Annotated in this window: 23 protein-coding genes; 17 read left to right on the top strand and 6 right to left on the bottom strand. The window is 43.7% G+C overall.

From position 1 onward, the window contains the following. Nucleotides 1-9 precede the first annotated feature (9 nt). Nucleotides 10-1,182 (bottom strand): hypothetical protein, encoded by a 1,173-nt coding sequence (locus tag P0M11_RS04060; RefSeq protein WP_275624568.1) that lies wholly within the window; start codon nucleotides 1,180-1,182, stop codon nucleotides 10-12. 60 nt (nucleotides 1,183-1,242) lie between these two features. Between P0M11_RS04060 and P0M11_RS04055 the strand changes: the two genes are divergently transcribed. From P0M11_RS04055 to P0M11_RS04030, 6 genes are read left to right on the top strand one after another with little or no spacing between them, the layout of a single operon-like run. After that, nucleotides 1,243-1,836 (top strand): thymidine kinase, encoded by a 594-nt coding sequence (locus P0M11_RS04055; RefSeq protein ID WP_158065293.1) that lies wholly within the window; start codon nucleotides 1,243-1,245, stop codon nucleotides 1,834-1,836. Continuing rightward, a complete protein-coding gene (locus tag P0M11_RS04050; RefSeq protein ID WP_275624567.1) occupies nucleotides 1,833-4,283 on the top strand; it encodes a bifunctional UDP-N-acetylmuramoyl-tripeptide:D-alanyl-D-alanine ligase/alanine racemase in 2,451 nt (816 codons plus the stop codon). Before P0M11_RS04055 ends, P0M11_RS04050 begins: the two co-directional genes overlap by 4 nt. Next, nucleotides 4,284-6,446 carry a patatin-like phospholipase family protein gene (locus tag P0M11_RS04045; protein WP_275624566.1) on the top strand — a complete coding sequence of 721 codons (2,163 nt, stop codon included), beginning with the start codon at nucleotides 4,284-4,286 and terminating at the stop codon, nucleotides 6,444-6,446. It abuts the gene before it with no gap. Nucleotide 6,447: 1 nt separating this feature from the next. After that, nucleotides 6,448-6,864 (top strand): rRNA maturation RNase YbeY, encoded by a 417-nt coding sequence (gene ybeY / locus P0M11_RS04040; protein WP_275624565.1) that lies wholly within the window; start codon nucleotides 6,448-6,450, stop codon nucleotides 6,862-6,864. Nucleotides 6,865-6,910: 46 nt separating this feature from the next. Further along, nucleotides 6,911-8,773, top strand: a complete 1,863-nt coding sequence (gene mnmG, locus P0M11_RS04035) for a tRNA uridine-5-carboxymethylaminomethyl(34) synthesis enzyme MnmG (RefSeq protein ID WP_275624564.1) — start codon at nucleotides 6,911-6,913, stop codon at nucleotides 8,771-8,773. Nucleotides 8,774-8,810: 37 nt separating this feature from the next. Continuing rightward, nucleotides 8,811-9,629 (top strand): class I SAM-dependent methyltransferase, encoded by an 819-nt coding sequence (locus P0M11_RS04030; protein ID WP_275624563.1) that lies wholly within the window; start codon nucleotides 8,811-8,813, stop codon nucleotides 9,627-9,629. A 187-nt stretch (nucleotides 9,630-9,816) separates the two neighbouring features. Here the strand turns inward: P0M11_RS04030 and P0M11_RS04025 are convergent, their stop codons facing one another. Further along, nucleotides 9,817-11,007 carry a phosphoglycerate kinase gene (locus P0M11_RS04025; RefSeq protein ID WP_275624562.1) on the bottom strand — a complete coding sequence of 397 codons (1,191 nt, stop codon included), beginning with the start codon at nucleotides 11,005-11,007 and terminating at the stop codon, nucleotides 9,817-9,819. A gap of 592 nt (nucleotides 11,008-11,599) precedes the next feature. On the opposite strand from P0M11_RS04025, the gene rpiB reads away from it, so the two are divergent. From rpiB to tsaB, 7 genes are read left to right on the top strand one after another with little or no spacing between them, the layout of a single operon-like run. Next, nucleotides 11,600-12,031, top strand: coding sequence for a ribose 5-phosphate isomerase B (gene rpiB, locus P0M11_RS04020; RefSeq protein WP_158065280.1), 432 nt, complete (start codon nucleotides 11,600-11,602; stop codon nucleotides 12,029-12,031). A gap of 30 nt (nucleotides 12,032-12,061) precedes the next feature. Further along, entirely contained in the window at nucleotides 12,062-14,212 is a 2,151-nt protein-coding gene (gene rnr / locus P0M11_RS04015) for a ribonuclease R (RefSeq protein WP_275624561.1), read from the top strand. A 28-nt stretch (nucleotides 14,213-14,240) separates the two neighbouring features. Then, nucleotides 14,241-14,924: a LysE family transporter gene (locus P0M11_RS04010; protein ID WP_158065277.1), complete on the top strand. Its 684-nt coding sequence runs from the start codon at nucleotides 14,241-14,243 to the stop codon at nucleotides 14,922-14,924. Then, the gene (locus tag P0M11_RS04005) at nucleotides 14,921-15,856 is read left to right on the top strand and encodes an LD-carboxypeptidase (protein WP_275624560.1); all 936 of its coding nucleotides are present in this window, start codon (nucleotides 14,921-14,923) and stop codon (nucleotides 15,854-15,856) included. The genes P0M11_RS04010 and P0M11_RS04005 overlap by 4 nt, the downstream gene beginning before the upstream one ends. A gap of 5 nt (nucleotides 15,857-15,861) precedes the next feature. Continuing rightward, the gene (locus P0M11_RS04000) at nucleotides 15,862-16,233 is read left to right on the top strand and encodes a YraN family protein (protein ID WP_275624559.1); all 372 of its coding nucleotides are present in this window, start codon (nucleotides 15,862-15,864) and stop codon (nucleotides 16,231-16,233) included. A 9-nt stretch (nucleotides 16,234-16,242) separates the two neighbouring features. Beyond that, a complete protein-coding gene (locus tag P0M11_RS03995) occupies nucleotides 16,243-16,995 on the top strand; it encodes an SDR family NAD(P)-dependent oxidoreductase (RefSeq protein WP_275624558.1) in 753 nt (250 codons plus the stop codon). A gap of 14 nt (nucleotides 16,996-17,009) precedes the next feature. After that, a complete protein-coding gene (gene tsaB / locus P0M11_RS03990) occupies nucleotides 17,010-17,687 on the top strand; it encodes a tRNA (adenosine(37)-N6)-threonylcarbamoyltransferase complex dimerization subunit type 1 TsaB (protein WP_275624861.1) in 678 nt (225 codons plus the stop codon). Between the two features lie 48 nt (nucleotides 17,688-17,735). Here tsaB and P0M11_RS03985 read toward each other — a convergent pair whose 3' ends face one another. The 4 genes from P0M11_RS03985 to P0M11_RS03970 form a co-directional block, all read right to left on the bottom strand. Beyond that, a complete protein-coding gene (locus P0M11_RS03985) occupies nucleotides 17,736-20,201 on the bottom strand; it encodes a tetratricopeptide repeat protein (protein WP_275624557.1) in 2,466 nt (821 codons plus the stop codon). Between the two features lie 92 nt (nucleotides 20,202-20,293). After that, the gene (locus tag P0M11_RS03980; RefSeq protein WP_275624556.1) at nucleotides 20,294-20,857 is read right to left on the bottom strand and encodes a Maf family protein; all 564 of its coding nucleotides are present in this window, start codon (nucleotides 20,855-20,857) and stop codon (nucleotides 20,294-20,296) included. Nucleotide 20,858: 1 nt separating this feature from the next. Beyond that, complete coding sequence (locus P0M11_RS03975) at nucleotides 20,859-21,377, bottom strand: HAD hydrolase family protein (RefSeq protein ID WP_275624555.1); 519 nt, start codon at nucleotides 21,375-21,377, stop codon at nucleotides 20,859-20,861. Continuing rightward, a complete protein-coding gene (locus P0M11_RS03970) occupies nucleotides 21,367-22,116 on the bottom strand; it encodes a DUF2520 domain-containing protein (RefSeq protein ID WP_275624554.1) in 750 nt (249 codons plus the stop codon). The genes P0M11_RS03975 and P0M11_RS03970 overlap by 11 nt, the downstream gene beginning before the upstream one ends. A gap of 93 nt (nucleotides 22,117-22,209) precedes the next feature. Between P0M11_RS03970 and P0M11_RS03965 the strand changes: the two genes are divergently transcribed. From P0M11_RS03965 to lepA, 4 genes are all read left to right on the top strand, one after another. Continuing rightward, entirely contained in the window at nucleotides 22,210-22,761 is a 552-nt protein-coding gene (locus P0M11_RS03965) for a sigma-70 family RNA polymerase sigma factor (RefSeq protein WP_158065261.1), read from the top strand. 10 nt (nucleotides 22,762-22,771) lie between these two features. Next, nucleotides 22,772-23,326 carry a hypothetical protein gene (locus P0M11_RS03960; protein WP_275624553.1) on the top strand — a complete coding sequence of 185 codons (555 nt, stop codon included), beginning with the start codon at nucleotides 22,772-22,774 and terminating at the stop codon, nucleotides 23,324-23,326. A gap of 25 nt (nucleotides 23,327-23,351) precedes the next feature. Next, entirely contained in the window at nucleotides 23,352-23,957 is a 606-nt protein-coding gene (locus P0M11_RS03955) for a hypothetical protein (RefSeq protein WP_275624552.1), read from the top strand. 200 nt (nucleotides 23,958-24,157) lie between these two features. Beyond that, nucleotides 24,158-25,954, top strand: coding sequence for a translation elongation factor 4 (lepA, locus tag P0M11_RS03950; RefSeq protein ID WP_275624551.1), 1,797 nt, complete (start codon nucleotides 24,158-24,160; stop codon nucleotides 25,952-25,954). The last annotated feature ends 86 nt before the right edge of the window (nucleotides 25,955-26,040 follow it).

Raw genomic sequence — 26,040 nt, 5'->3', positions numbered from 1 at the left:
GATTGTTAATTATAGAAATTTGCTTTCCACCAGACTCCAAAGCCGTTGCGCATACTCATCAGATTTCTCCCAGTTATTCTCATAATAAGCATCGCTGAGATATTCACGGGCTTCTTCCAGCGTAGCAAAACTGTTAAGTTCCCTGATGGTTTCATTCAGACGGGACTGACTTCCGCCAAAAAGCATTTTTGAAAACGCAATTTTGTCATTTAAGTCCAGTTTGAACTCCGGCTTAGGCTTTCCGGCCTCCATGAAATCTGTAGGGATATTGGATTTACGCAAGCTGTCTGAGGCTGGCTTCGGTGTATGATCTTCCCGCATCACCTCTTCCAGCGGATCATCATCAAAGAGCGACTGTATCTTCTTTAAACCTTTGATATTGGACAGTTTGAATTTTTTCTCTTCATGCTGTTCCTGCAGCTTCTCAGCTACCTGGTTTAACTCCTGCATCTTCTGCTCATGTTCAATATCGATGATATTCCTGCGTGACTCCACAGGTTTTCTGTCATCTGTTTCAGTTTCCGAAGGTTCCGCCGTTTCGGCTGTATCAAGAACAGGTTCGATGATTTCATTCGCAGGTTCTGCAGTATCTGCTTCATCCGAAATAGGATCAGCTTTCTGCTCTTCATCAGAACGATTTTCAGAATCCATCTTATCATCCTCAGAAGATCTTGCTGCTTCAGGCATCATTTCTGAAGTTTGACTGTCATGTACAGAAGTCGCAGTCACCGGTTCTGCATCATTTAAGTCAATTTCAGCATTTGATTGCGGTACCGGGTCACTTACCTTGCCGATTTCATTCAGTTCGTTATTGAAAGCTGCTTCCTCTTCCAGTACATCATCTTCCATCTCAGGATGATCTATTTCAGATTCATCAATCAGATTAAAGTTATTATTAAAGATCACTTCTTCTTCAGCAATATACGGATTACCTTCAAAGACTGCTTCCTGACTTATGAAATCATGACTTACAGATTGATTTACAGAATCTTCCGCAGCGTTTTTATTGAGACGCAGCGCATAAGAATCAAACCGCTGCAGGAATGTCACCAGTTCACTGAGTTCCGAGATATCCTCTGCGGAATTTACGAGCTCCTCTGCAGTTGACACTCTGCCCAGTCTGCTGATGATGGAAGCGGCATCACTGAAGGCCTGATCCTTAATTTCCTGAAAATTATGCATGGTAAATATCTTGCTAAATTTTGCGTAATTTTGAACTTGTTTATACGGCTAAAATAACAAATGTTTTTAGAAAATACAATAAATCATTCCAAACAAAGCGGCTGGATGGAAGTTATCTGCGGGTCCATGTTTTCCGGTAAAACCGAAGAGCTGATCCGCCGCCTAAGACGCGCGGAAATGGCGGGACAGACAGTTGAAATATTCAAGCCACAAATTGATATTCGGTACGGTGTGGACGAAGTGGTATCTCATAACCTGAACAAAATCCGGAGCACACCTGTGGAGAGCTCCAACGAAATCCTGCTTCTGGGATCTACCTGCGATGTGGTTGGAATTGATGAAGCACAGTTTTTTGACAGTGGCATTGTAGATGTTGCCAATCAGTTGGCAAACAATGGAGTGCGGGTAGTTATAGCCGGTTTGGACATGGACTTTATGGGACGCCCTTTTGGTTCTATGCCCAATCTTATGGCTACTGCCGAATATGTAACAAAGGTTCACGCCATTTGTAAAAGAACCGGAAACCTGGCCAATTATTCCATGCGGACTACAGATAGTGTGAATCTTGTAGAACTGGGTGAAACTGAAAGTTACGAAGCTGTAAGCCGCCGCGTCTTTGCTGATCATGTACTTAATAAAACATTGCCGGAATGAATTACACCGCAGCACAAATTGCAGAGATTACAGGCAGTGCGCTTGTGGGTGATGGGTCCGCGGTGGTGAAATATATTTCCTTCGACAGCCGGAATCTTTTTGCCGTGCAGGACCGGGCTTTCATAGCAATTAACACCAGCCAAAACAGCGGTGAAAAATATATTCCTGAAGTTCTTGAAAGAGGTATCAGAATTATTATCTCCGAAAATAAAGCAAGTGATGAAGAAGGTATTACCTGGATTTTGGTCGAAAATTCCGTGCGATTTCTTCAGAAACTGGCTAAATATCATCTTGCATCATTTCCCACACTAAAAACGATTGGAATTACGGGGAGTAACGGCAAAACCATCGTTAAGGAATGGCTCTACCAGTGTATATTCAACCTGTATGATACTGTAAAAAGCCCGAAAAGTTTCAATTCACAAATAGGTTTGCCGCTGTCTTTACTGCAAATCGGCCACAAAAATGAATTTGGGGTTTTCGAGGCGGGGATTTCACAACCCGGTGAAATGTCGGTCCTGTCTGACATTTTTTCACCTCAAATTGGAATTCTTACTCATATTGGTACCGCACACTCTGCGAATTTCGGTTCTGAAGAAGAGTTAATTTCAGAAAAACTGAAGTTGTTTAAGAATTCTCAGATCATCATCTTTAACGGTGATCACCCGGGAGTTTATGACGCGGTATGGCAGAAGTATAATGACCGTAAGCTCATTTCCTACGGTTTTGGGGCACAGAATGCACTCAGTGTTGTTTCCGGGTGGGACCAATTCACGCATGAGATCACTGTATCCTATTTTGGTGAGGAATTTACGTTTGGCCTCTCCCAAAAAGATGAAGCTACCCTCCAAAACGTGCTTGCACTGGTAGCTGTATTAAAAGAAATAGGTTTGCCCAATGAAGAGATCATTCGAAAACTGAAAGGACTTAAAGCAGTTGAAATGCGCCTGGAATCAGTGCACGGAGTCCGGGGTAATCTGGTCGTGAACGACTCCTTTAACCTGGACATTGATTCGCTGAAGATTGCATTCCAGTTTATAAAGGAGTACAAGAAAGAAAAAAAAGTTCTGATCCTGACCGATATCATTGATGTAAGAGAAAGCCCCGAAACACTTTATCAGGAAGTGGCTGCGCTTGTAAATGAGCAGCGGTTTGACCGGGTATACCTTATAGGCTCTGAAATCACACAATATCAAGCCCTGTTTGAGGCCAGTTCCTTTGTTTACAGGGATGCGGCAGAACTTACCGAAAGTCAGACACTTAGCCATATTGAGGATTCACTGATCCTGCTGAAAGGTGCCAGGAAGTTTGCCATTGAAAAAATCAAAAATCTTCTGGAACTGCAGAAACATGACACAGTTCTTGAAGTTCATCTAAACGCTTTGCTTCACAATATCAATGTCCATAAAGCACTGCTGAAACCCGAAACCAAAATGATGGCTATGGTTAAGGCATACTCTTACGGTTTGGGTGGTTATGAAATTGCCGAGTTCCTTCAGCATCGCCACATAGACTATCTGGGCGTGGCCTATGCAGATGAAGGCATGGACCTAAGGAAGAATGGAATCACCACCCCCATCATTGTGATGAATCCCGAGCAGCACAGCTATAACGCAATTATCGAATATAATCTGGAACCGGAAATTTACAGTTTCAGGGTTTTGGATCTTTTCTGGAACGCTCTGAATGAACTTGGAGTAGACAAACAGTACCCTATTCATATCAAACTGGAAACGGGCATGCACCGTCTTGGTTTTAAAAGTGAAGAATTAGTGTTGCTTGCGGAGAAACTCAAGTCCATGAACCTGAAGGTAGCCAGTATTTTCAGTCATCTTTCAACTTCAGATATGTCTGATGAGCGGGAATATGCCCTTAGTCAGATTGAAACATTCTCTCGCAACACCGAAGTGATGATAAAAGCCCTTGGTTACCGGCCTATCCTGCATATTCTGAATTCTGCCGGTATCACCTCTTTTACAGAATATCAGTTTGATATGGTGCGGATCGGAATAGGGATGGTTGGAATTTCTGCAGAACCGAAAGTTAAAAAGCAGCTTCGCAATGCTGTAGTTTTTAAGACCGTCATTTCACAGATTTCTCATGTAAAGGCAGGTGATTCTGTGGGTTACAGTCGCCGCCATAGGGTGGAAAAAGATACCAGGATCGCAACCGTTCCTGTGGGCTACGCTGACGGTATTCCCCGGATGATTGGTAACGGAAGAGGTCATGTGTCGGTAAAGGGTACACTTTGCCCAATAGTCGGAAATATATGCATGGACATGCTGATGGTGGACATAGGCATGCTGGAAGTACAGGAAGGGTCCGAAGTAATTATTTTCAATTCCAAACCCACCCTGGAACAGTTCGCAGACTATTGCGCAACAATTCCATATGAGGTATTGACCTCTATTTCCCGGCGGGTAAAAAGAATTTATATAAAGAATTAAATGGGAAAACTACTTCATCTGTTACTGTTTTGTCTAACCCTGATCTTCGTGAAAGCGCAGGTGAAGGAAGATTTCAAAATACCTCCCAACCCCCGTATCGGCCTTTCACTGTCGGGTGGAGGTGCCAAAGGTTTTGCACATGTGGGAGTACTTAAGGTACTGGACTCACTGGGGGTAAAAGTAGATTATATTTCAGGTACCAGTATGGGTGCAATCGTGGGTGGTCTTTATGCCTCAGGTTATACAGCGAAAGACATTGAAAAGATTGTACTGGACACCGATTTCTATAACATTATTGCAAATGAAAAGACAAGGCAGGAGACTTCGTTTTTTAATAAATCTGTAGACAAATATATCCTGACTGTCCCTGTGAAGGACGGAAAAATAAATGTGCTGCCAAAAGCAATATCCACAGGACAGAAGAATATCTATCTCCTAAGGGAACTCTTTAAGAATGTATCCAATATAAATGATTTTTCTGAATTACCTATCCCGTTTCTATGCATTGCCACAAATCTTGAAAGCGGAAAAATGGAAGTTCTGGAGAAGGGCGATCTGGTAAGTTCCATTATGGCCAGTTCCGCCTTCCCTTCCCTGATGGATCCGGTGAAGATCGGTGATTCGCTGTATATAGATGGCGCAATGACCATAAATTACCCATCAAAACCCCTTAAAGATAGAGGTATTGATGTAGTAATAGGTGTAGACCTGAGCCAGGGACTTGCCAGCCGTGAAAACATGCGCAGTGCACTTGATATACTGAATCAGGTGATTGATTTTGGCATTCAGAAGGAAACCCGGGCACAGTATGCCTATACTGATATCAATATACAGCCCGATCTTACCGGTATGACTGCTACCAGCTATGATGCGAAGGCAGCCATCCTGGACTCCGGTTATGTAGCGGCACAGAAGTATGCCCCGGTTCTTTCTAAATTACCCAAACGGGAGCAGACACTGCTCCGAGTGCCTATGAATGTATACAGCAACCTGTATAAAATTGACAGTCTTGTAGTTCAGAACAACAGAATATTCCGCAAAAACTATATTGAAGGTAAGATGAACCTGCGCCTGCCGGCACTGCTCACCTATGGAACCATTAACCGTATGGTGGATAAACTTTATGCCACCAACAATTACACTCTGGTGAATTATGATATTGTACAGGGAGAAGAAAGCAATATCCTGAAACTGGATGTTACCGAAGATGACACGCGCTTCTTCCTGAAATTTGGCCTGCATTATGACGAGGTCTTCAAAACGGGCCTGCTTGTCAATCTAACTGCCAAAAGACTGCTATTTCGAAATTCAACCGTATCGCTGGATCTGGTAGCTGGCGATAAACCACGATATTACCTCAATTACTTTATTGATAATGGTTACATTCCCGGATTTGGTCTGTATGCCTCCGGCATGTCGCTGGACTTGCGTGACAGTAACGCAAACCGAACAGAAAGTTGGAACTGGCTGCGTACAGAAGCCTTCGTACAGTCAATATGGAAGGACAGATATGCTGTTGGTGGCGGTTTAAGTCACGATTATTATGAATCCAAGATTAACGGACAGCCTGATTATACCAATGTTCAGAAATTGTTAAATCCTTATCTTTTTATTAAATCGGATACCCAGGACAACCGCAGCTTCCCTACCAAAGGTATATTGCTGAATGCCGAAGGAAAACTGCTGGATTTGCTGAGTGAAAGTCAGGAAGGACGCACCTTTCAAACCAGACTTTCCGCTCAGTTTAATTTTCCGCTGTCCCGCATAATCACATATCGGCTGCTCTTGGCCGGAGGGTTAACTTTGGGAGAGGAAGTTTCGGATTATAAGCTATACCGTATCGGAGGGATCTTTGAGCAGAATTTGGGTAATTTCTTCGCGTTTCAGGGCTACCAGTTTGGAGAGCAAAGCAGCCGAAACTTACTGATGACTTCAAACTCGCTGCAGATCAATTTTTACCGGAACTTCTTCGCAGATCTGACTGTTAGTGCAGCCAATTTATTTAATGACATTGAAGTCGATGATATATTTTATCTTTCAGAATCCTCTGCAGGACTGACTGCCGGCTACAAATCCCCTCTGGGTCAGATTAAAATTAACTACAGCCATTCCTTCAACCGCGAAAAAGGAATATTCAGTGTAATCTTAGGACATTATTTTTAGTATGATCACTTATTTTTTTGAAGAAATTGAGCCTGTAGAAATCAAACAGGAGATTGTTCCCTGGTTAAACCGACTGATTACTCTTGAAGGTTATAAGGCTGGGAAGATCAATTATATTTTTTGCGATGATGAATATCTGTTGAAGGTAAACCGTGATTTTCTGAATCACGATTACTATACTGATGTGATCACGTTCGACTATGTAAAGGGTAAAACAGTTTCGGGTGAGATTTTCGTATCTTTGCCGCGCATTTCTGAAAACGCAGATTTATTGAAGTCCAGCTTCTTAGATGAACTTCACAGAGTGCTCGCACATGGTATGCTGCATCTCTGCGGATATAAGGATAAAACTCCTGAAGAACAGAAAGATATGACAGCCAGAGAAAATCACTACCTGGCTTTGCTTAATGATAAATAAGCATTTAATTCACCGTATGTTTCACGTGAAACATTAATATGATTTTATGATTACAGACAAATATGATGTAATAGTGGTGGGCGGTGGTCATGCCGGCTGTGAGGCTGCGGCGGCCGCCGCTAACCTTGGCTCTAAAACCTTACTTGTTACGATGAATATGCAGACCATAGGACAAATGTCCTGTAATCCCGCTATGGGAGGTATTGCAAAAGGGCAGATCGTTAGAGAAATAGATGCATTAGGTGGGTATTCCGGTATTGTAGCCGATAAATCGGCTGTGCAGTTTAAAATGCTGAACCTGTCCAAGGGTCCGGCCATGTGGTCACCACGCACACAAAACGACAGGATGATGTTTGCGGAGGAATGGCGCATCGCACTGGAGAACACGCCAAACCTGGATTTTTTTCAGGACATGGTTAAAAGCCTTATTATTGAAGACCAAAAAGCTGTTGGAGTAGTAACTTCCTTGGGAATTTCAATCCGGGCACACGCTGTAATCCTTACCAATGGAACATTTTTAAACGGTCTGATCCACGTAGGCGACAAACAGTTGGGTGGTGGACGTATGGGCGAACCACGTGCATTCGGCATTACAGAACAGCTAATTGCACTTGGCTTCCAGGCGGGCCGGATGAAAACCGGTACCCCACCACGTGTAGATGGCCGGAGCCTCAATTATTCTGTCATGGAAGAACAGAAAGGAGATGAAAATCCGCAAAAATTCTCCTATACAGACACTCCTAAGCTTACCCGTCAGCTTAGCTGTCATATAGTTTACACCAATGAGACCGTACACGAAATTCTGCGCGAAGGCTTTGACAGGAGTCCGATGTTCAACGGTACCATTCAAAGTACCGGACCACGCTACTGTCCCAGTATTGAAGATAAGATCAACAGGTTTGCCGAGCGTACAAGACACCAACTGTTTGTAGAGCCAGAAGGCTGGCGGACATGCGAAATCTACGTGAACGGTTTCAGCTCTTCCCTACCCGAAGATGTACAGATAAAGGCAATGAGACATATACCCGGCTTTGAAAATGTGAAGGTTTTCCGTCCAGGCTATGCTATTGAATATGATTACTTCCCACCTACTCAACTGAACCATACGCTGGAGACAAAACTTATTTCAAACCTGTATTTTGCCGGACAGATAAACGGCACTACAGGGTATGAAGAAGCGGCCGGTCAAGGCTTGATGGCAGGTATTAATGCACACAACAAAGTGCATGGTAAGGACGAATTCATACTGCAGAGGGATGAAGCGTATATTGGTGTCCTAATAGATGACCTGATCACAAAAGGTACAGAAGAACCTTACAGGATGTTTACATCACGTGCAGAATATCGCTTATTGTTAAGGCAGGACAATGCCGATGTGAGGTTAACAGAGAAAGCTTATCAATTGGGGCTGGCCAGTCTGCAACGCTTACAAGCAGTGGAAGAAAAAATATCGAAAAGCAGCGAACTTGAAGCATTCCTGAAGGAATATTCACTAAAGCCCGGCGTAATTAACCCGGTTCTTGAAACCATAGCATCTTCACCTGTAGATCAGGCTTACAGGGCAGCGCAGATTCTCACCCGACCCAACATGAGTCTGGATAAACTGGAGGGTATTCCAGGTATAAAAGAGGTCAGCTCACTATACAGCGATGAAGTACGCGAACAGGCGGAAATTAATATAAAATACCGCGGTTATATTGAAAAAGAGAAGGAGAACGTTGCAAAACTCAGCAGATTGGAAACTATAAGAATTCCTGCAGATTTCAGTTATGACGGTATTACATCCCTTTCAGCTGAGGCAAAGCAAAAACTGAATAACATCAGACCTAAAACCATTGCGCAGGCCTCACGAATTAGCGGAGTCTCACCAGCTGATATCAATGTCCTCCTCATCTACTTAGGAAGATAATCAATAAATGTTTCACGTGAAACAATAAAATTAATTAATGAAGATAAAGGATCATTTCCTGACCGGTGAATCATTTACAATAGAGCCAAGTGAGATTGACGGTGTATTACAAACTAAACCTGTTCCAACTGACATTGCTCCATACTACGAGAGTGAGAAATATATTTCGCATCATCAGGATTCAGGAAGTTTAAAAGAGAAAGTATATAAACTTCTCCAGAAATTTAATCTTAACTATAAGCGCAATATTGTGGCTGCAGAAGTTCCGCTAAAAGGTAAACTTTTGGACTACGGATGTGGTGCAGGCGAATTTATTAAATTCATCAGGGAAGATTTTTCAGTTCTGGGTTTTGAACCAAATCAAGCCGCCCGTCAGGCAGCGGTTCTGAAAAACGGGGAGCATTCTGTAATTTCAGATTTATCAACAATTGCTGATCACAGTTTAGACGTGATCACTCTTTGGCATGTTTTTGAACATATAGAAGGTCAGAAGGAAATATTGCAGCTGTTCTATAAAAAACTTCAGCCCGAAGGTGTACTGATTATTGCAGTCCCCAATCCCGCTTCGTTTGATGCTAAATATTATAAAGAATTTTGGGCGGCCTGGGACGTACCCCGGCACCTGTTTCATTTCACTCAGGAAGGAATGAAAAAGTTAATGGAAAGTCAGAACTGGAAAGTGCAAAAAGTGAAACCACTCCTACTCGACTCGTTTTATATTTCTTTACTGAGCGAAAAATACCGGAAGTCACCCTTTTTCTGGGCTAAAGGAGCACTTATCGGAGCGATTTCCAATTTTAAGGCCTCAAAAAACGGCGAATTTTCAAGTTTGATATATATTATCAAAAAAAAATAGAAAATCGATTTTAGACCTATTACAGAACGTCAATTTTTGCTAAAAAATTAATTTTTTGAGAGATTTATGCAGTGACGATAGAAGATACAGCTGAATACATTTTGTGTATTGCAGTAAGGCAGAAATGAAGTTGAAAAAAAGGTGGTCCCCATTTGGAGACCACCTTTGCTTATTTAAATGTAAATAGCTAATTATTGATTGCCCGTATACCAGGAAGCTCTTTGCCTTCCAAACTTTCAAGCATCGCACCACCACCGGTGGAAACATAACTTACTTTGTCATCATAGCCAAACTGCTTCACAAAAGCCACGCTGTCTCCTCCACCCACAAGTGAAAAAGCACCGTTACGTGTAGATTCTGCAATGCTGTCGCCGAGAGCAACCGTACCCGCAGAAAAATTTGGCATCTCAAAAACGCCAATAGGGCCATTCCACAAAATCGTCTTTGAATCTAAAATTACATCGTGGATCAGATCACGGGACCTCGGGCCTGCATCGAGTCCCATCCAACCCTCAGGAATCTCATAAATATCGGTTTCCTTCCGCTCGGCATCATTATTAAATTCATCAGCAGCTATCACATCAACCGGCAGAAAAACCTTTACATTTTCCGCTTCTGCTCTTTTAAGAATTTCCAGTGCCAGATCCATTTTATCTTCCTCCACTACCGATGAGCCAATACTGCCGCCCAGAGCCTTTACAAAGGTAAAGGCCATTCCGCCACCTATGATCAGATTATCCACGGCAGGAAGCATATTCTCTATTATTGTAATCTTAGAGGAAACTTTGGACCCGCCGATAATTGCTGTTACCGGCTTTTCCCCTTTCTGCAGAACCTTTTCCACAGCTTCAATTTCTTTAGCCATTAATAAACCGAAAAATTTCGTTGAAGGAAAATATTTAGCGATTACAGCTGTGGATGCATGCTCTCTGTGTGCAGTGCCAAAAGCATCATTGACGTAAGCATCTGCATATTTAGCCAGCTTTTCTGCAAACTCGGCATTACCGGCTTCTTCTTCATCATAAAAACGAAGGTTCTCAAGCAACAGGATATCACCCGGCTTCAGCTCACTTGTCATCCGTGTTGCATTATCCCCCAGACAGTCATCACAAAACTGAACTTTCCTTCCGAAAACCGCTTCAATCTCAGGAACAATATTTTTAAGTGAAAATTCTTCTGAGACTTTGCCCTTTGGTCTTCCCAGGTGGGTCATCAGTATCACGGAGCCACCGTCGTTCAGGATTTTATCCACTGTTTCTTTTGCAGCTACTATTCTCGTGTTGTCTGTCACTTTCAGATCAGCACTCTGCGGAACATTGAAATCTACCCGAACCAGGGCTTTCTTGTCTTTAAAGTTAAAATCGTTGATTGTTTTCATAAATCACCCTGTTTTGAGTTTCACAAATTTAACATTAATTCGGAGGATGGAAAATTAAAAAAGATTTAAAATTCCCCAATCCCCAAAGACTCATTTTATCTACAATATATTCTGTTTAAAAAAAAATAATATGAGTACTGTTGTTGTAGTTGGGGGAATTGGGGAGAAAAAAACACTTATTATTTGGCCACACAGAAACGTTCCTTTAATCACAGATTAATCACAATATTATTCTGCTTGCAGACAGAATGTTAAGTAAGTTATCCGCAAATATTAGCAGTTTCATGAATTCATCTTTATTAATAGTTCCGATATTGGCAAATTGCTATTGAGTGCAGGTAAACTTCAAAATAGTTTTTGGTCTGTTTTCAGAATATAATTTCCATTAACAAATTAAGTGAAGCTGCAAAGCCTTTTTTCTGAGGAGTTATCAACAGCTTTTCCCAAAGTGTTCACACCATACCCTAGTTTCTGCATTTCAACCGTTAAAGTGGCGCCAAAGCTCGGTAGTCTCCGGTATTTTATGCGGTACCGGCGGGTATTTATATTATTAATCCTAAATTTGTAGTCATTGCACATTATATAAAAAGACATGAAGAAAATAGCTATAGCGTGTGACCACGCAGGATTTGAATATAAAGAGATAATTAAAAAGCACTTTGCTGACCGTTGTGATATACAGGATTTCGGGACAGATTCTACTGAGTCTGTTGATTATCCGGACTTCGTGCACCCGGCAGCGGACTCCGTGGAAAGCGGTGTTAACATCTTGGGAATACTGATTTGTGGCAGTGGAAACGGTGTACAGATGTCTGCGAACAAGCATAAAGACATCCGGTGTGCCCTATGCTGGATGCCGGAACTGGCTGAACTGGCCCGAAAACATAATAATGCCAATATGATTGCCATACCTGCCCGTTTTATTGCTGTTGAACTTGCCATTGACATCATTGAGAAATTTCTTAGCACGGAGTTTGAGGGAGGCAGACATGAAGGCAGAGTGGCGAAAATAGCCTGCTGCTAATCTTGTATAACCTCTTCACACACACAAACTATGGCAAAACGTAAATACATTTCCTCAAAAAATAATCAAAAACTTCAGGAAATTGGTAGGACCATTCTGCAGTTTATGAATAAGCAGTCTTCAAAAATTTACAATTATAAGCAGATTGCGGATGGTATTGATTTTAAGAATCCGCGACAGCGGGAACTCGTTGTGCAGGCATTGCATAAACTTCTGGCCGACCAGCGGATTGAAGAAGTCTCCAAAGGAAAATACATCATTAACCTCCGGATCGAAGGTACACTTACCGGAATTATAGATTTCAACCAGAGCGGAAATGCCTATGTGAATGTGGAAGAGCTGGACGATGACGTTTTTATTCACTCCAAAAATGTAAAAGATGCTCTTCAGGGGGATACTGTGGTTATTGTAACCTACCAGTATAAGGGTAAAAAGATGGAAGGTTCTGTGGTAGAGGTCACGCACCGCAAACGTACCGATTTTGTAGGAACCTTTGAATACATTCCTCATAAGGAATTTGGTTTTGTTGTATCCGACAAGAAGAATTTCAATACCGATATCTTTGTAAGGAAAGACAAATTCAACGGTGCCAAGCATGGCGATAAAGTTGTGGTGAAGATGATTGGCTGGCGCCCCGGTGACAAGAACCCTGAAGGCGAAATAACCCAAGTATTGGGCGCACCCGGCGAGCATGAAACAGAGATACACTCTATACTCGCCGAATACGGTCTTCCATATGAATTTCCCGAAGAGGTTGAACTGGAAGCAGATGCCATAGACCGTGAGATCAGGGATGAGGAGGTCGCAAAACGGTGGGATATGAGAAATATTCTCACCTTAACTATTGACCCAAAGGATGCCAAGGATTTTGACGATGCACTTTCTATCCGGAAACTGGAGAATGGCAACTGGGAAATTGGAGTGCATATTGCCGATGTATCGCATTATGTGCGTCCCGGTACCCGCCTGGATGATGAAGCGTACAGCAGAGCCACCTCCATCTATCTTGTAGACCGCGTTGTTCCAATGTTACCGGAAGTATTGAGTAATGGCGTCTGTTCATTGAGACCAAATGAAGATAAGTATACTTTCTCTGCTGTATTTGAAATGGATGATCAGGCAGAAATCCGGAAAGAATGGTTCGGACGTACCGTAACCCACTCCGACAGAAGATTCACCTACGAGGAAGCCCAGGAAAGAATTGAAACCGGACAGGGAGAGCTTGCAGAGGAAATTCTGACCTTTGACCGCCTTGCTAAAATACTGAGGGCTAAAAGAATACGCGATGGGGCGATTACATTTGACCGAAGTGAAGTCCGCTTCAACCTAGATGAAAACAACGAGCCGGTAGGTGTTTATTTCAAGATAAGCAAGGATTCAAACCATCTCATTGAAGAATTTATGTTGCTGGCCAACCGTAAAGTTTCGGAATTTGTTTCACTGAACAGAAAGGGTACACCCACAAACAACACTTTTATCTACCGAATCCACGACGATCCCAATCCCACCAAACTGGAGGCACTGCGTGATTTTGTATCTACCTTCGGCTATAAAATGGATCTGGCAAACACCAAAAAGGTTACGGAAAGCATGAACACACTTTTGCAGAAAGTGAAAGGGAAGCCGGAAGAGAATATGATTGAGACCCTGGCCATGAGATCCATGAGTAAAGCGGTCTATTCCACCAATCCTATTGGCCATTATGGACTGGGATTTGAGTATTATTCGCACTTTACCTCGCCTATCAGGCGTTATCCCGACCTCATTGCACACCGACTCCTTCAGCATTATCTGGATGGCGGAAAATCTCCCAACCGCAATGATGTGGAGGAAAAAGCCAAGCACTGTTCCGCTATGGAACGTCTGGCCGCAGACGCCGAGCGCGACAGCATAAAATTCATGCAGGTGAAATTCATGGAAAAGCACCTTGGAGAAACTTTCGAAGGTGTGATCTCCGGTGTAGCAGAATTCGGTTTCTGGGTACAGATTCCGGAGAACGGTGCCGAAGGTCTGATAAAACTTCGTGATCTTACCGATGACAGTTATTCTTTTGATGCCAGTACTCACGCGGTACGAGGCTCAAGGCACGGAAAGCAGTTCCAGCTGGGCGATAAAGTGAAAATTAGGGTGATGAAAGCCAATCTTATAGCTAAGCAGCTTGATTTTAAAATTGTAGATTAAAACTGCTGTTACCAAACTTTTAATTAGAATGGTAGAACTTATATTGTCAGCAGTAGGACTGGGAATAATGCTGAGTCTGGTATTTATCGGACCTATATTTTTCCTTCTTATTGAAACCAGTTTTTCAAGGGGGCCGCGCCATGCACTTGCACTGGATCTGGGTGTCCTGGTGGCTGATGTAATCTGTATTGTTGCAGCTTATTTTGCGAGTGGTGATTTGGTAGAAATCATTGACAAACACCCGGGATTTTACCGGATTACAGCGTTTATAATCCTCATATATGCGGTTTATATGATTGTCTCCAGAACCAAAATGCACCTTACAGGCGAAGAGAAAATGATCAGTCAGAATTATTTCAGAACCTTCCTGAACGGTTTCTTTTTCAATATTCTGAATATCGGAGTTGTGCTGTTCTGGCTGGTAACGGTCATATCCGTACGAAATGCCTATCCGGACCTGGACGATTTTCTGCTATACATGACATTGGTGATCGGCACCTACCTGGCCATAGATTTTCTTAAGATTACGCTGGCCAAACAGTTCCACAACAAACTGACACAGCGGCTGGCCAACCAGATACGCCGTGGTGTAGGTTTTATCCTCATAGGTTTCAGCATATTTATCTTTCTGCAGAGTTTCAAGATGTTCAATCAGTTTGATAAGCAACTTGAAGAAGCGGAAAGGAAGGAACAGAAAAGCCTTAAACTATGAGTAATATTTTATTCCCACCTTCCCTGAAGCCGGGTGACCGCATTGCGGTTATCTCTCCCGCAGGAACGGTGACTGAAGAGCAACTGAAAAAAGGACTGGCTTTAATTGAAGCCAACGGTTATGAAGCCGTTCCCGGTAAACATCTTTATACAGATTACAGGCATGGCTATAATTTTGCCGGTACTGAACAAGAGAGGGCTGACGATATAAACTGGGCCTTGAACAGCGAAGACATCTCGGCCGTCTGGACTTCGCGTGGCGGCTATGGATGCCAACATTTACTGCAGCATATTGACGTGACGAAATTCCTCCAAAAACCCAGGTGGTATATTGGCTACTCGGATAATACAGTGATCCAAAGCTACCTTCTGCAGCACGGATTTGCCTCCATACATGCCCAAACCATCAAGACTTCGGGTTTTGGTGTTTCTGAATCCGGCTATTCCCTGACCTTTGATATTTTGAAGGGTAAAATCCCCGATTACGATATTGATGTTAATCCCTATAACCGACCCGGTACGGCGGAAGGATTGCTAGTAGGTGGAAACTTGGCGCTCATATATGCGCTGATGGGTACAACCTACTCCTTCAACTTCGAGGATAAAATTCTTTTCATTGAGGAAATTGGCGAAAAATACTACGCTTTGGACCGAATGCTTATGGCTCTGGAACTAGCAGGCGTTTTCAGCCAGATTAAAGGTCTTATTGTTGGTGGAATGACTCTGATGGAGGATGAAACCGAAAACCCGAATTATGAGGACAGTTTTGATGATTTTTCCTTTCAAGTCATCGCTCACAGAATAAAAAAATATGATTTCCCCGCCATTTTCGGGTTTCCCAATGGTCATATTTTTGACAACCGCCCTCTGATCATCGGTGCACATGTCTATATGAGCGCCGGAGATGAGGTGAGCGTGAAAATGAATAATTAAATACGATGGCAGATCATAATGACTTCGGAAAACTGGCAGAGGAACTTGCAAAAAGTTACCTTCAGGATAAAGGGTATCAGATCAAAGATTCCAATTTCCGCTATCAGAAAGCTGAGATTGATATTATTGCATACTTCAACGGTCAGATTATCATGGTTGAGGTAAAAGCACGGGCCAATGATGTATTCCTGGAGCCTCATGAAGCCGTAAACCGAAAAAAAATCCGGCTGATCGTAACGGCGGCAGATGAGTATATGAAAAAAAATAACCTGGACGAAGAGGTTCGTTTTGACATCATCTCAGTACTGCCGGACCCTTCCGGCAAACTGGAAATTACCCACATAGAAAGCGCGTTCGAAGCGATGGACGCTAATTAGGATGATTTTATGAAAACAGCATTTATTACCGGTGCAACTTCCGGAATTGGCAAAGCTACTGCTACCCTACTTGCAAAAAACAATTTTCGACTGATATTGTGCGGCCGCCGGACGGAGGCGCTTCAAACTGTTAAATCAGAACTTTCACATTATACGGATGTTCATACTCTTTGCTTCGATCAGCGTAACAGAACTGAAGTTGAAAGTGCAGTGAAAAATTTGCCGAATCTCTGGAAAAATATTGATATTCTGATCAATAACGCAGGCAACGCACATGGACTTAACACGCTTGCTGAAGGAAATGCGGACGATTGGGATGCCATGCTGGACGGAAATGTAAAAGGGCTGCTCTATGTATCCCAACAGATTATCCCAGCCATGCAGCAGCAGAAATCCGGACATATCGTAAATATTTCCTCTGTTGCTGCCCGGCAGACCTATGCAAACGGGGTGGTATATTGTGCCTCAAAAAAAGCGGTTGACGTAATTTCAGACGGCATGCGTCTGGAACTCACCGGATTCGGTATAAAAGTGACCAATATCCAGCCGGGTCTGGTAGAAACTGATTTCTCAAAAGTACGCTTCAAAGGTGATGAGGAAAGGGCCGCTGCTGTTTACCAGGGTTACAAAGCACTTGAACCCGGAGATATTGCAGATGCAATCCTGTACTGCATCAGCACTCCTGCGCACGTGGCTGTCTCCGACCTGACTATCTATCCCAGCGCCCAAAGTGAGCCGCGTACCGTTTTTAAGAATCTGTAAATATCCAATTAATGATGAAAATCCTCCACCTGGAAACCTCGTCCAAAAACTGTTCTGTAGCCATCTCGGACGGCAAGGAGCTGCTTTGCCTTTGCGAAGAACTGTCAGACAACTACAAACAGTCAGAAAGTCTGCACACTTTTGTGGAATGGGCATTGGAAGGTGCAAATATTACACTAAGGGATCTGGACGCTGTTTCCCTGGGTATGGGACCGGGTTCATACACTGGCCTCAGGATAGGTGCCTCGGCTGCGAAAGGTTTCTGCTTCGGCCTGCAGATTCCGCTTATTGCCGTAAATTCCCTGGAAACGATGATTAAGCCCTTTTTAGGCACTGATTATGATCTGATCATTCCAATGGTCGATGCAAGGCGTATGGAGGTTTATACAGCCATCTATGACGGTCAGAGCGGGAAAGAGGAGCAACCCACCTCCGCACTTGTGCTCGATGAGTTTACTTTGAATAACCTGTCTGATAAAAAAATCCTTATTGTGGGCGATGGTGCTGCCAAGGCCAAAGATATATTAAATCTTCCTAATGCCGAGTTCAATGATTCCGTTTACCCTTCAGCCCAATACCTGACAGATGAATCGGTAAGGAAGTTTAATGCCGGCGAATTTGAAGATGTGGCCTACTTTGAACCCTTATATCTTAAGGATTTCCAGGGTGTGAAAAGGAAAGGTGTAAATTAGAAATTCATTAAATAACTAAAAGCGAAGCTGAACCTTCGCTTTTAGTTATTATTTTCTGACCGGTACATTTTGTTTCTTTTGCTGTGCCTCAGTACTCATAACCTCATTTCCCATTTCCATTTGCAGCTGTTTCTGTTCCAACAGACGGTTTTTCTGTACTTCCTCCTGAGTGGGAACCGCGGCTTTGGGTGTTGCCTGCACATTGTTACCGGCTTTCAGAACGTTACCTTTTTCGTCTGTCATCTGCATCTTCAGGTCGCTTTTCAGCCATTTCAGCATTTCCCTAGCTTTCTCCCCTTCCGCTGAATTCTCATAGTTCAGGGCAATCTGTTCCAGTTGAAGGATCATGACCTCTTTACCGCTTGTTTTTCCTGCAATCATTGCATTCAGCAGTGAAAACTTAGGTACAAGTGCATCTTTTGGAAACCGGGTCAGCGACTCCTCCACCAGTTGCCGGCTCGCATCGAATTGTTCACCCTGATAAAGCGCAAAGGATGTCTGGTAGGCATTTTCGGCCTCCGGATTGGATTTCAGGAAATTACTGTTCCGTGGATTTCGCGCAAATTCTGCGTACGAAGTGTATGGATAATCGGTGAGCAGGATCTGCTTCGCCCTTTCGGAAGCAGCGGGATTATTCTCATAATTCATTGAGAATATCTCGTAAAGTGCCTGCAGCATTATCTTTTCTTCCGGCTTTTTATCAACAAGATCATACAGTGTTTTCGTAGCCAAAGAGGTATTGGAAAAATAGTCGTCGTACATGATTCCCATACCCAGTGAAGCAGTGTCACGGGCAAATTTCAGCTTTGTAAGTGAAGCCTGGTCCCTTGGGATCTTTTCAATGTAGAAAGACGTTTCAAAACGGCGGGGATCTGCCACTGATGTAAGGCCCAGAGCTTCATTTTTTTCATCTTCCAGTGACGACATTTTAGCAGAATAACGCCAGTTATCGGCCAGACTGCGGGTACCCCATATATTTTTAAATTCAGATGACCCTCTGGAAACAGCACCGGTATTTGCGAAGTAAAACCCCTTTCCTGCCGCGCCAAAATTCTCAAATGAACCGTTTCCGGAGGCAAATACTGAATTTGAAGAATAATCGCCGGTATCAAAACCCTTTGTCCTTTCCGCACGGACACGTTCACGTTCCATGGCATCTTCTTTCGCCTTCAGGTCATCAATATATTTGCTGAAATAGGTGATGCGGTCTGCATCGTTCATTGCTGCAAGTGCAAGCATACTGTCGTTCTTACGCACCAGATAATAGTTTCGTGCAAGTTTTTTGATGTTGTTGGTCTGCTCCTGAAGCAAGACCCTGGTGGGTTCATAGGTCATAACGCTAACCGCCGAATCATAGTACGCTCCTGCTGCAATATATTCGTTGTCATACAGGTATCCGCGACCTATTTCGTAATAACTGAGGCCCCGAATCTGCGGATCGGAAACCTTCTCAGCCAGTGACTTACGGAAATAATCCTGTGCCTCAGCCTTCTTACCGGCATTGGCAGCCATGAGTCCCAGGGCATAGTAAAACTCGTTCTTTCGGGAAGCGTAGGTACCTTTCTTACTTATTCCTTCCAGATATTTTCGGGCACCGCTGTAATCATCCTTACTGTTATAGGTCTTGGCGATTTCTACCTGGGATTTTACTTCAAATTCAAAGTCATTGGCATATTTGTAGGCAGACTCAAAGCTTTCCCGGGCCAGAGCCGATTTGCCCAGTTCGGCCAGGACCTGCCCACGCAGATAGGCAATCCGGCTTTTCAGTTTGCGGTTGCTGTTCACTTCAAATGCGCTTGACAGTTCTGCCACGGCAGCCTCTTTTTTTCCGGCTTCCAAAAGTGATTCTGCATAATAAATGCTTAAGAGTTTCCGGTAATCCTTCTTTAAATCAGAATTCTTCAGGCCGGCAAAAATCTCGTGCGCTTTAAAATGATCATCCATCTTTGCATAGGCAAGCCCCTGATAGATTTTAGCCAGGGGTAAACGTTTATCTTCCCTCATCTTGACCATCAGGGTGCTGAGCGCGTCCAGCGCCTGAAGATTTTTACCCATATAGATCCGTGCCTGAGCAAGTGTGATGTAGGCATCAAATATTTTATCATTTTTCTCCTGACCGTCCCGTATTACCGAATATTTATCTATGGTTTTAAGTGCCTTTCCTTCAGCTATTTCAAGTATGGTTGCCCCCTTAGCTTCCCCGGCAGCGTTGGCGGGCAGCGCGGATCCCGGTTTGCGTCCTGCACTGGACTCCGCAAATGCAGCAGACTGTCCGATGTCGCTGCCTACAGGCTGTTCCTCATAAGTGAGGATATTGATATAAGGTGCATAGAAGTTGTCCTTATGGGCGTTGCTGCGCTCGGTAAACTCTGTATTCAGTGCGTCCTTTGCATTAAAAAGTGTATTGTATTCTGTCCTGAAACCTGAAAGGAAGCGTGAACGCTTTTCGGGTTTCTTGGCAGCGCAGGCCAGGAGCACCGAGGCCAGAAAAATATAGGAAACAGTCTTTCTCATTGCAGTATTATAACTTGATAACGTGCATTTTATTGTTAGGATGCACCGTCATATGTCTGTAAAATTAGCGAATATTTATCATTCGTAAATTTTTACATTAATTTCTGAAGTGTCTTGTAAAGAAGGTGAGTTGGGAGCCCCATAATGGTGTAAAAACTGCCTTCAATCCTCGTGATTCTGGCCATTCCCAGCCATTCCTGGATACCGTAACTGCCGGCTTTATCCATCGGTTGATAGCGGTCTACATACATGGTAGCTTCCTCTTCGGTAATTGTATCAAAAAATACATTTGCCACATCAACCTCAGTTGTGAATATTTCTCCGCTGCGGATGGTAATGGCCGTATAAACCTGATGCATTTTTCCCGAAAGGCTTTGCAGCATCATAAGGGCCTCTTCCCTGCTGCGCGGTTTCCCCAGGACCTGTCTGTCCAGTACCACCACGGTATCTGCAGTAATCAGGATTTCGTCTGCACCAACGGCGGCAAAACTTTTTGCTTTAAGTTCCGAGAGGAAGGGCGCTACCTGATCAGCTGGTAAATCTTCAGGATATAATTCGTCGCAGTCCGCAGTTACCACCTCGAATTCATAACCCAGCTGTGTCATCAGTTCCTTCCTTCTGGCTGAACCGGATGCCAGTAAAATCTTTTTCTTCATTCTAAACGCTTTGTGTATTATCCTCTGTCCACCGGCCCTGAACTTTCATCACCTGCTCTATCACATCACGTACTGCTCCCTTCCCTCCTTCTACCGGAGAAATATAATGGCAAATCTCTTTTACTTCAGGAACTGCATTTTTAGGACAGGCGGAAATCCTGGCCGGTTCCAAAATTCTTAGATCCGGAATATCATCACCCATTACCAGTATTTCATCATCGGTAAGTGCATGTTTTGCTTTAAAATGCTCATAATCTACCGTTTTGTCAGCAGATTTGGCGTAATAATCCTGTATCCCGAGGTAGTGAATCCGGTGCTTTACATCAGGATCATTTCCGCCTGTGATTACACCAATAAGATAATTCGCCTTTCTGGCCTTCACCACTGCATAGCCGTCCAGTACGCTCATCACGCGGCACATATGTCCGCCCGGCATCAGGTATACCGAACCGTCTGTGAAAACTCCATCAACATCAAACACAAAAGCCCTGATATGCTTCAGGTTTTCTTTATAACTCATACATTTCTTTAATTGATTTATTCATGATTCTGTAAAGTTCCAGCGGAGTGCCTTCCAGAAGTTCCTCATGGAGTTTAAGGACACGTGTGTCATTGCGTACCGCGGGACCGGTCTGTGCCGCGCGGGGTTCCATAAAGGAAATCTTCTCTACGGTTTCTTCAATAAGTGGTTTAAAATAGTCAAAGGGAATATCCTGACTATCCGCGATTTCCTTTCCCCGGCTAAACAGATGATTTACAAAATTACAGGCAAAGATAGCCGTAAGATGCACATACTTTCTTTTTTCAAAGGTGCTGGACATCACATTTTTGGAAATCTTCCCGGCAAGTTCGGTCAGAAGCCTTTTATCTGCCGTATTTTCAGTTTCAATAAAAAAAGGAATTGAGCTGAAATCCGGACGTTTTGCTTTGCTGAAGGTCTGTAGAGGGTAAAAGGCCGCCTTACGGTAATTTCCGTGTAAAACTTCCAGAGGCAGAGAGCCCGAGGTATGTGCTACGATACAGTTACTTTTCCGGATTATTTTTGAAACTTCTCCCACTGCATGGTCACTTACAGCGATCAGATACAGATCAGCGTCCTCAAGTTCAGTGGTGGAAACCGGGATGTTGTAGTTAGTGCTGATTTCTGCCAGAGCGGACTTATTTCTGCCGAACACCTGACGGACTGGAATCCGGCATTCAGTGAACATACCTGAAAGATGGTATGCTACATTGCCGCTGCCTATGATTACAATGTTCATTTAACAAATATAAGCCTTTAGGCGTTTGGACTAAAAATTGACACATTAATTTAACTTTTAATTATATTTACCATCCAAACCCCGAAGTACCCCATGAAGCCTATAGACGCAGAAATTATTGCGATGATGAAGGAGGAACGAAACCAGGAAAAAGGTCTTCGCAAACTCATGGATACCTATCAAAGCCGTCTGTACTGGCATATACGCCGTATGATTGTGGATCATGATTTGGCTCAGGATGTGCTTCAGGATACCTTCATAAAGGTTTATCAGAATTTTCATCAGTTTAAGCAGGATAGCCAACTGTATACCTGGCTGTACCGCATCGCCACCAACGAAGCGCTCCAACAGTTAAACAGGATGAAGAAGATGCAGAAGTCCGATGAAGACCCGGATTACCACCTGATGAACCTTGTGGCCGATAATGTAGGCGCAGGCGGAGATGAGATACAGATCCTCCTCCAGAAAGCGATTCATACATTACCCGAAAAGCAGAAACTGGTATTTATGATGAGGTATTATGATGATTTGCCTTATGAAGAAATTTCACAGATTGTGGACATGTCCGTAGGCACACTAAAAACCAATTATCATTATGCCAAACAGAAAATTGAAGAATTTATAAAAACAAATTACGAAACGTAATTTACCACAAATGAAAGATTTAGATATTGAAAAACTAACCCGTGAGAATATTTATTCCACACCACCTGATTTCTTCAGTGAGATGCAGAGTAATGTTCTGAACGCGGTTCGGGAAAAGGAAAAGGTGCAGGTACTGCCCGCTGCAGGAAGATCGCGCAACAGAGCATGGTATGCCGCTGCGGCAGCTGTGGCGGTCATTCTGGGCGGTACATTTGTTTATAATGCCGGAGGTGACACAGAAAAAGCAGTGGCCAGCAATCCGGAGGTTCAGGAGCAAAACATGTCTGCCGCCGCAGCGCCGGCATCTGTGGAGTCTAAGGAAATTCATGCAGCAGCAGATAATTATACTGTCCTTGCGGAAGATTTAACCTTAGCTGAAAATGAGTATCAAACAAACAGACAACCCGAAACAAAGACTGTAATGAAGCCTTCAAAGGCGATTATGGCAACAGGGGTCGGAGCAGATGCAAGAATGGATATGATTCTTGATGAATTCAGTGCGGAAGATATTGCGGCTTTGTCCATGAATGCAGAGCAGGATGTGTATCTTGATTTATATAACTAATATCTATCCGGGAGAAATGAAAAAAGTGAATAGTATCTTAACGCTTGTGGCCATCTTCCTGATTGGGACGGTGCACGGCCAGGAAATTAAAGACTGGCGGAACCTTAAGCCGGAGCAGCGGAAAGAGCTGATAAGCAAGATGAAGCCGGAAGAGAAGCAGGAACTGCTACAGCAGTTCAGGGAAAATATGATGATGGAAGAACTGGACATTCCTGCGGATAAGAAAAATGAATTCCGTGCTCTGTACAGTGAGTACCAGGAAAGTCAGAAACAGATAAAAGAAAGATTTAAGGCCAGCCGGAATTTTGAAGGTTTGAACGACCGCGATGCGAAGCAGGAACTTGATAAAAGTTTTGAACTTGGCGAGCAGCTCATGAACAACCGCCGTAAGTATTCGGAAAAGTTCCAGAAAATACTGAAGCCTCAACAGATTCTAGAAATGTTTCAGAACGAAGGGATGATGCGGAATAAGATATTGGAAAGAAAAAACGATAACCAGAACAGAGCTGCACCCCGGGGCGGGTCGGCGAGACCGCAGGAACGCGGCAGAACTCTGCACCCGACACCAGGAAATGCGGCTCCCAGAAATAGTAACAACAACGGGTTCAGAACCCAGAGCAGACGACCATAATAGTTTATTTTTTTAATGTTTGGACGACCTTTGCAATGTATTTTGTGAAGGTCGTTTTATTTTAGTTAATATACAATTTTTTAACCTGCTGAAGGCTTCCATCGGCTGATGATACAACTTCAATTTGTTGAGGATGTGCTCATTTTTCTGAAAAAAAATCGGTCAGAATTCCCTATTTTTGCAAATACTTACGACATTAAATGAAAAACATACGCAATTTTTGCATCATTGCACATATAGACCACGGTAAATCCACTCTGGCCGACAGGCTTCTGGAGTATACCAATACCGTAACCCAAAGAGAACTGCAGTCCCAGACCCTGGACGATATGGATCTTGAGAAGGAGCGCGGAATTACCATAAAGTCCCACGCCATTCAGATGGATTATGAACTGGACGGCGAAAAGTATGTGCTGAATCTCATAGACACACCCGGCCACGTAGATTTTTCCTACGAAGTTTCGCGTTCAATAGCTGCTTGCGAAGGTGCACTGCTTATCGTGGATGCGGCGCAAAGTGTTCAGGCTCAAACCATCAGTAACCTTTACCTGGCACTTGAAAACGATCTGACCATTATCCCGATTCTGAACAAAATTGACTTACCTTCAGCAAATCCGGAAGAGGTCACCGACGAGATAATGGAACTTATAGGCTGTGAATATGAAGATGTACTGCGTGTCTCCGGTAAAACCGGGGAAGGTGTACGCGAACTGCTGGAGCAGATCGTAAAGAGAGTGCCGGCGCCGGTAGGCGACGAAAACGCGCCACTCCAGGCTCTTGTATTCGACTCCGTGTACAATCCTTTCCGCGGTATTGAAGCCTACTTCAAAGTGGTGAACGGCAGCATCAAAAAAGGTCAGCGTATTAAGTTTATGGCTACCGGCAAGATGTATGAGGCTGATGAAGTTGGAACGCTGAAACTAAAGCAGGCGCCCAAAACTGAAATAAAAACCGGTGATGTGGGCTACATCATTTCCGGAATCAAGGACGCCCGCGAAGTGAAAGTAGGAGATACCATCACATCATTTGAGAATGGTGCTGAAGCTGCTATCGAAGGTTTTGAAGAGGTAAAACCAATGGTATTTGCGGGTATCTATCCGATTGAAGCCGAGGATTTCGAGGAACTCAGGTTTTCACTGGAAAAACTGCGTCTCAACGATGCTTCCCTGGTTTTCGAACCCGAAAGTTCGGCGGCACTTGGCTTCGGTTTCCGGTGCGGATTCCTTGGCATGCTGCACATGGAAATTGTACAGGAAAGGCTGGACCGCGAGTTCAATATGGACGTCATCACTACCGTGCCAAACGTTTCCTACCATGGTTATACCAAGAAGGATCCGGAAAAGATGATCCTCATCAATAACCCCTCCGAAATGATGGACCCTATGACCATGGACAGGGTAGAAGAGCCCTATATCAAGGCGTCAATCATTACCAAATCAGACTTTGTGGGGCCCGTAATGACGCTTTGTATCGAAAAGCGTGGCGAAATCGTAAATCAAAGCTACCTGACAGCTGACCGGGTGGAGCTTACCTTCAATATGCCGCTGGCCGAAGTGGTGTTCGATTTCTACGACAGGCTGAAATCCATCTCAAAAGGCTATGCTTCATTTGATTACCACCCAATCGGTTTCCGCGCCTCCAAGCTGGTGAAGATGGATATCCTGATTAATGGTGATATGGTGGACGCACTTTCGTCCCTGATTCATGACAGTAACGCTTTCTACATAGGCAAAAGGATGTGTGAAAAACTCCGAGAACTTATCCCGAGACAGCAGTTCGATATTGCCGTTCAGGCGGCGCTTGGTGCCAAAGTTATTGCCCGGGAAACCATCAAGGCCCTGAGAAAGGACGTTACCGCAAAATGTTATGGAGGAGATATTTCCCGTAAGCGTAAACTTCTTGAAAAGCAGAAAGAAGGTAAGAAAAAGATGAAGCAAATCGGTAGGGTAGAGGTACCTCAGTCTGCATTTATGGCGGTACTGAAGCTGAATGATTAGGTAGGAACCAAGTAAAAAGCTAAAAGTAAAAAGTAATAAGTTAAATCCGAAGAAAATTTTCTCCGGATTTTTCGTTACCGGTTATA

It is taken from the genome of Kaistella sp. PBT33-4 (assembly GCF_029194425.1).
GTDB lineage: Bacteria > Bacteroidota > Bacteroidia > Flavobacteriales > Weeksellaceae > Marnyiella.
This window is presented reverse-complemented; position numbering and strand designations above follow the sequence as displayed.

Excerpts from the sequence above, each read along its gene's own strand:
- P0M11_RS04030 (WP_275624563.1), top strand. The coding sequence starts at position 8,811 with ATGAAGATAAAGGATCATTTCCTGACCGGTGAATCATTTACAATAGAG.
- mnmG (WP_275624564.1), top strand. The coding sequence starts at position 6,911 with ATGATTACAGACAAATATGATGTAATAGTGGTGGGCGGTGGTCATGCC.
- tsaB (WP_275624861.1), top strand. The coding sequence starts at position 17,010 with ATGAAAATCCTCCACCTGGAAACCTCGTCCAAAAACTGTTCTGTAGCC.
- P0M11_RS03980 (WP_275624556.1), bottom strand. The coding sequence starts at position 20,857 with ATGAAGAAAAAGATTTTACTGGCATCCGGTTCAGCCAGAAGGAAGGAA.
- P0M11_RS04025 (WP_275624562.1), bottom strand. The coding sequence starts at position 11,007 with ATGAAAACAATCAACGATTTTAACTTTAAAGACAAGAAAGCCCTGGTT.
- rpiB (WP_158065280.1), top strand. The coding sequence starts at position 11,600 with ATGAAGAAAATAGCTATAGCGTGTGACCACGCAGGATTTGAATATAAA.
- lepA (WP_275624551.1), top strand. The coding sequence starts at position 24,158 with ATGAAAAACATACGCAATTTTTGCATCATTGCACATATAGACCACGGT.
- ybeY (WP_275624565.1), top strand. The coding sequence starts at position 6,448 with ATGATCACTTATTTTTTTGAAGAAATTGAGCCTGTAGAAATCAAACAG.
- P0M11_RS04005 (WP_275624560.1), top strand. The coding sequence starts at position 14,921 with ATGAGTAATATTTTATTCCCACCTTCCCTGAAGCCGGGTGACCGCATT.
- P0M11_RS03965 (WP_158065261.1), top strand. The coding sequence starts at position 22,210 with ATGAAGCCTATAGACGCAGAAATTATTGCGATGATGAAGGAGGAACGA.
- P0M11_RS03985 (WP_275624557.1), bottom strand. The coding sequence starts at position 20,201 with ATGAGAAAGACTGTTTCCTATATTTTTCTGGCCTCGGTGCTCCTGGCC.
- P0M11_RS04000 (WP_275624559.1), top strand. The coding sequence starts at position 15,862 with ATGGCAGATCATAATGACTTCGGAAAACTGGCAGAGGAACTTGCAAAA.
- P0M11_RS03975 (WP_275624555.1), bottom strand. The coding sequence starts at position 21,377 with ATGAGTTATAAAGAAAACCTGAAGCATATCAGGGCTTTTGTGTTTGAT.
- P0M11_RS04010 (WP_158065277.1), top strand. The coding sequence starts at position 14,241 with ATGGTAGAACTTATATTGTCAGCAGTAGGACTGGGAATAATGCTGAGT.
- P0M11_RS03970 (WP_275624554.1), bottom strand. The coding sequence starts at position 22,116 with ATGAACATTGTAATCATAGGCAGCGGCAATGTAGCATACCATCTTTCA.
- P0M11_RS04055 (WP_158065293.1), top strand. The coding sequence starts at position 1,243 with ATGTTTTTAGAAAATACAATAAATCATTCCAAACAAAGCGGCTGGATG.
- rnr (WP_275624561.1), top strand. The coding sequence starts at position 12,062 with ATGGCAAAACGTAAATACATTTCCTCAAAAAATAATCAAAAACTTCAG.
- P0M11_RS04060 (WP_275624568.1), bottom strand. The coding sequence starts at position 1,182 with ATGCATAATTTTCAGGAAATTAAGGATCAGGCCTTCAGTGATGCCGCT.
- P0M11_RS03960 (WP_275624553.1), top strand. The coding sequence starts at position 22,772 with ATGAAAGATTTAGATATTGAAAAACTAACCCGTGAGAATATTTATTCC.
- P0M11_RS03995 (WP_275624558.1), top strand. The coding sequence starts at position 16,243 with ATGAAAACAGCATTTATTACCGGTGCAACTTCCGGAATTGGCAAAGCT.
- P0M11_RS04050 (WP_275624567.1), top strand. The coding sequence starts at position 1,833 with ATGAATTACACCGCAGCACAAATTGCAGAGATTACAGGCAGTGCGCTT.
- P0M11_RS04045 (WP_275624566.1), top strand. The coding sequence starts at position 4,284 with ATGGGAAAACTACTTCATCTGTTACTGTTTTGTCTAACCCTGATCTTC.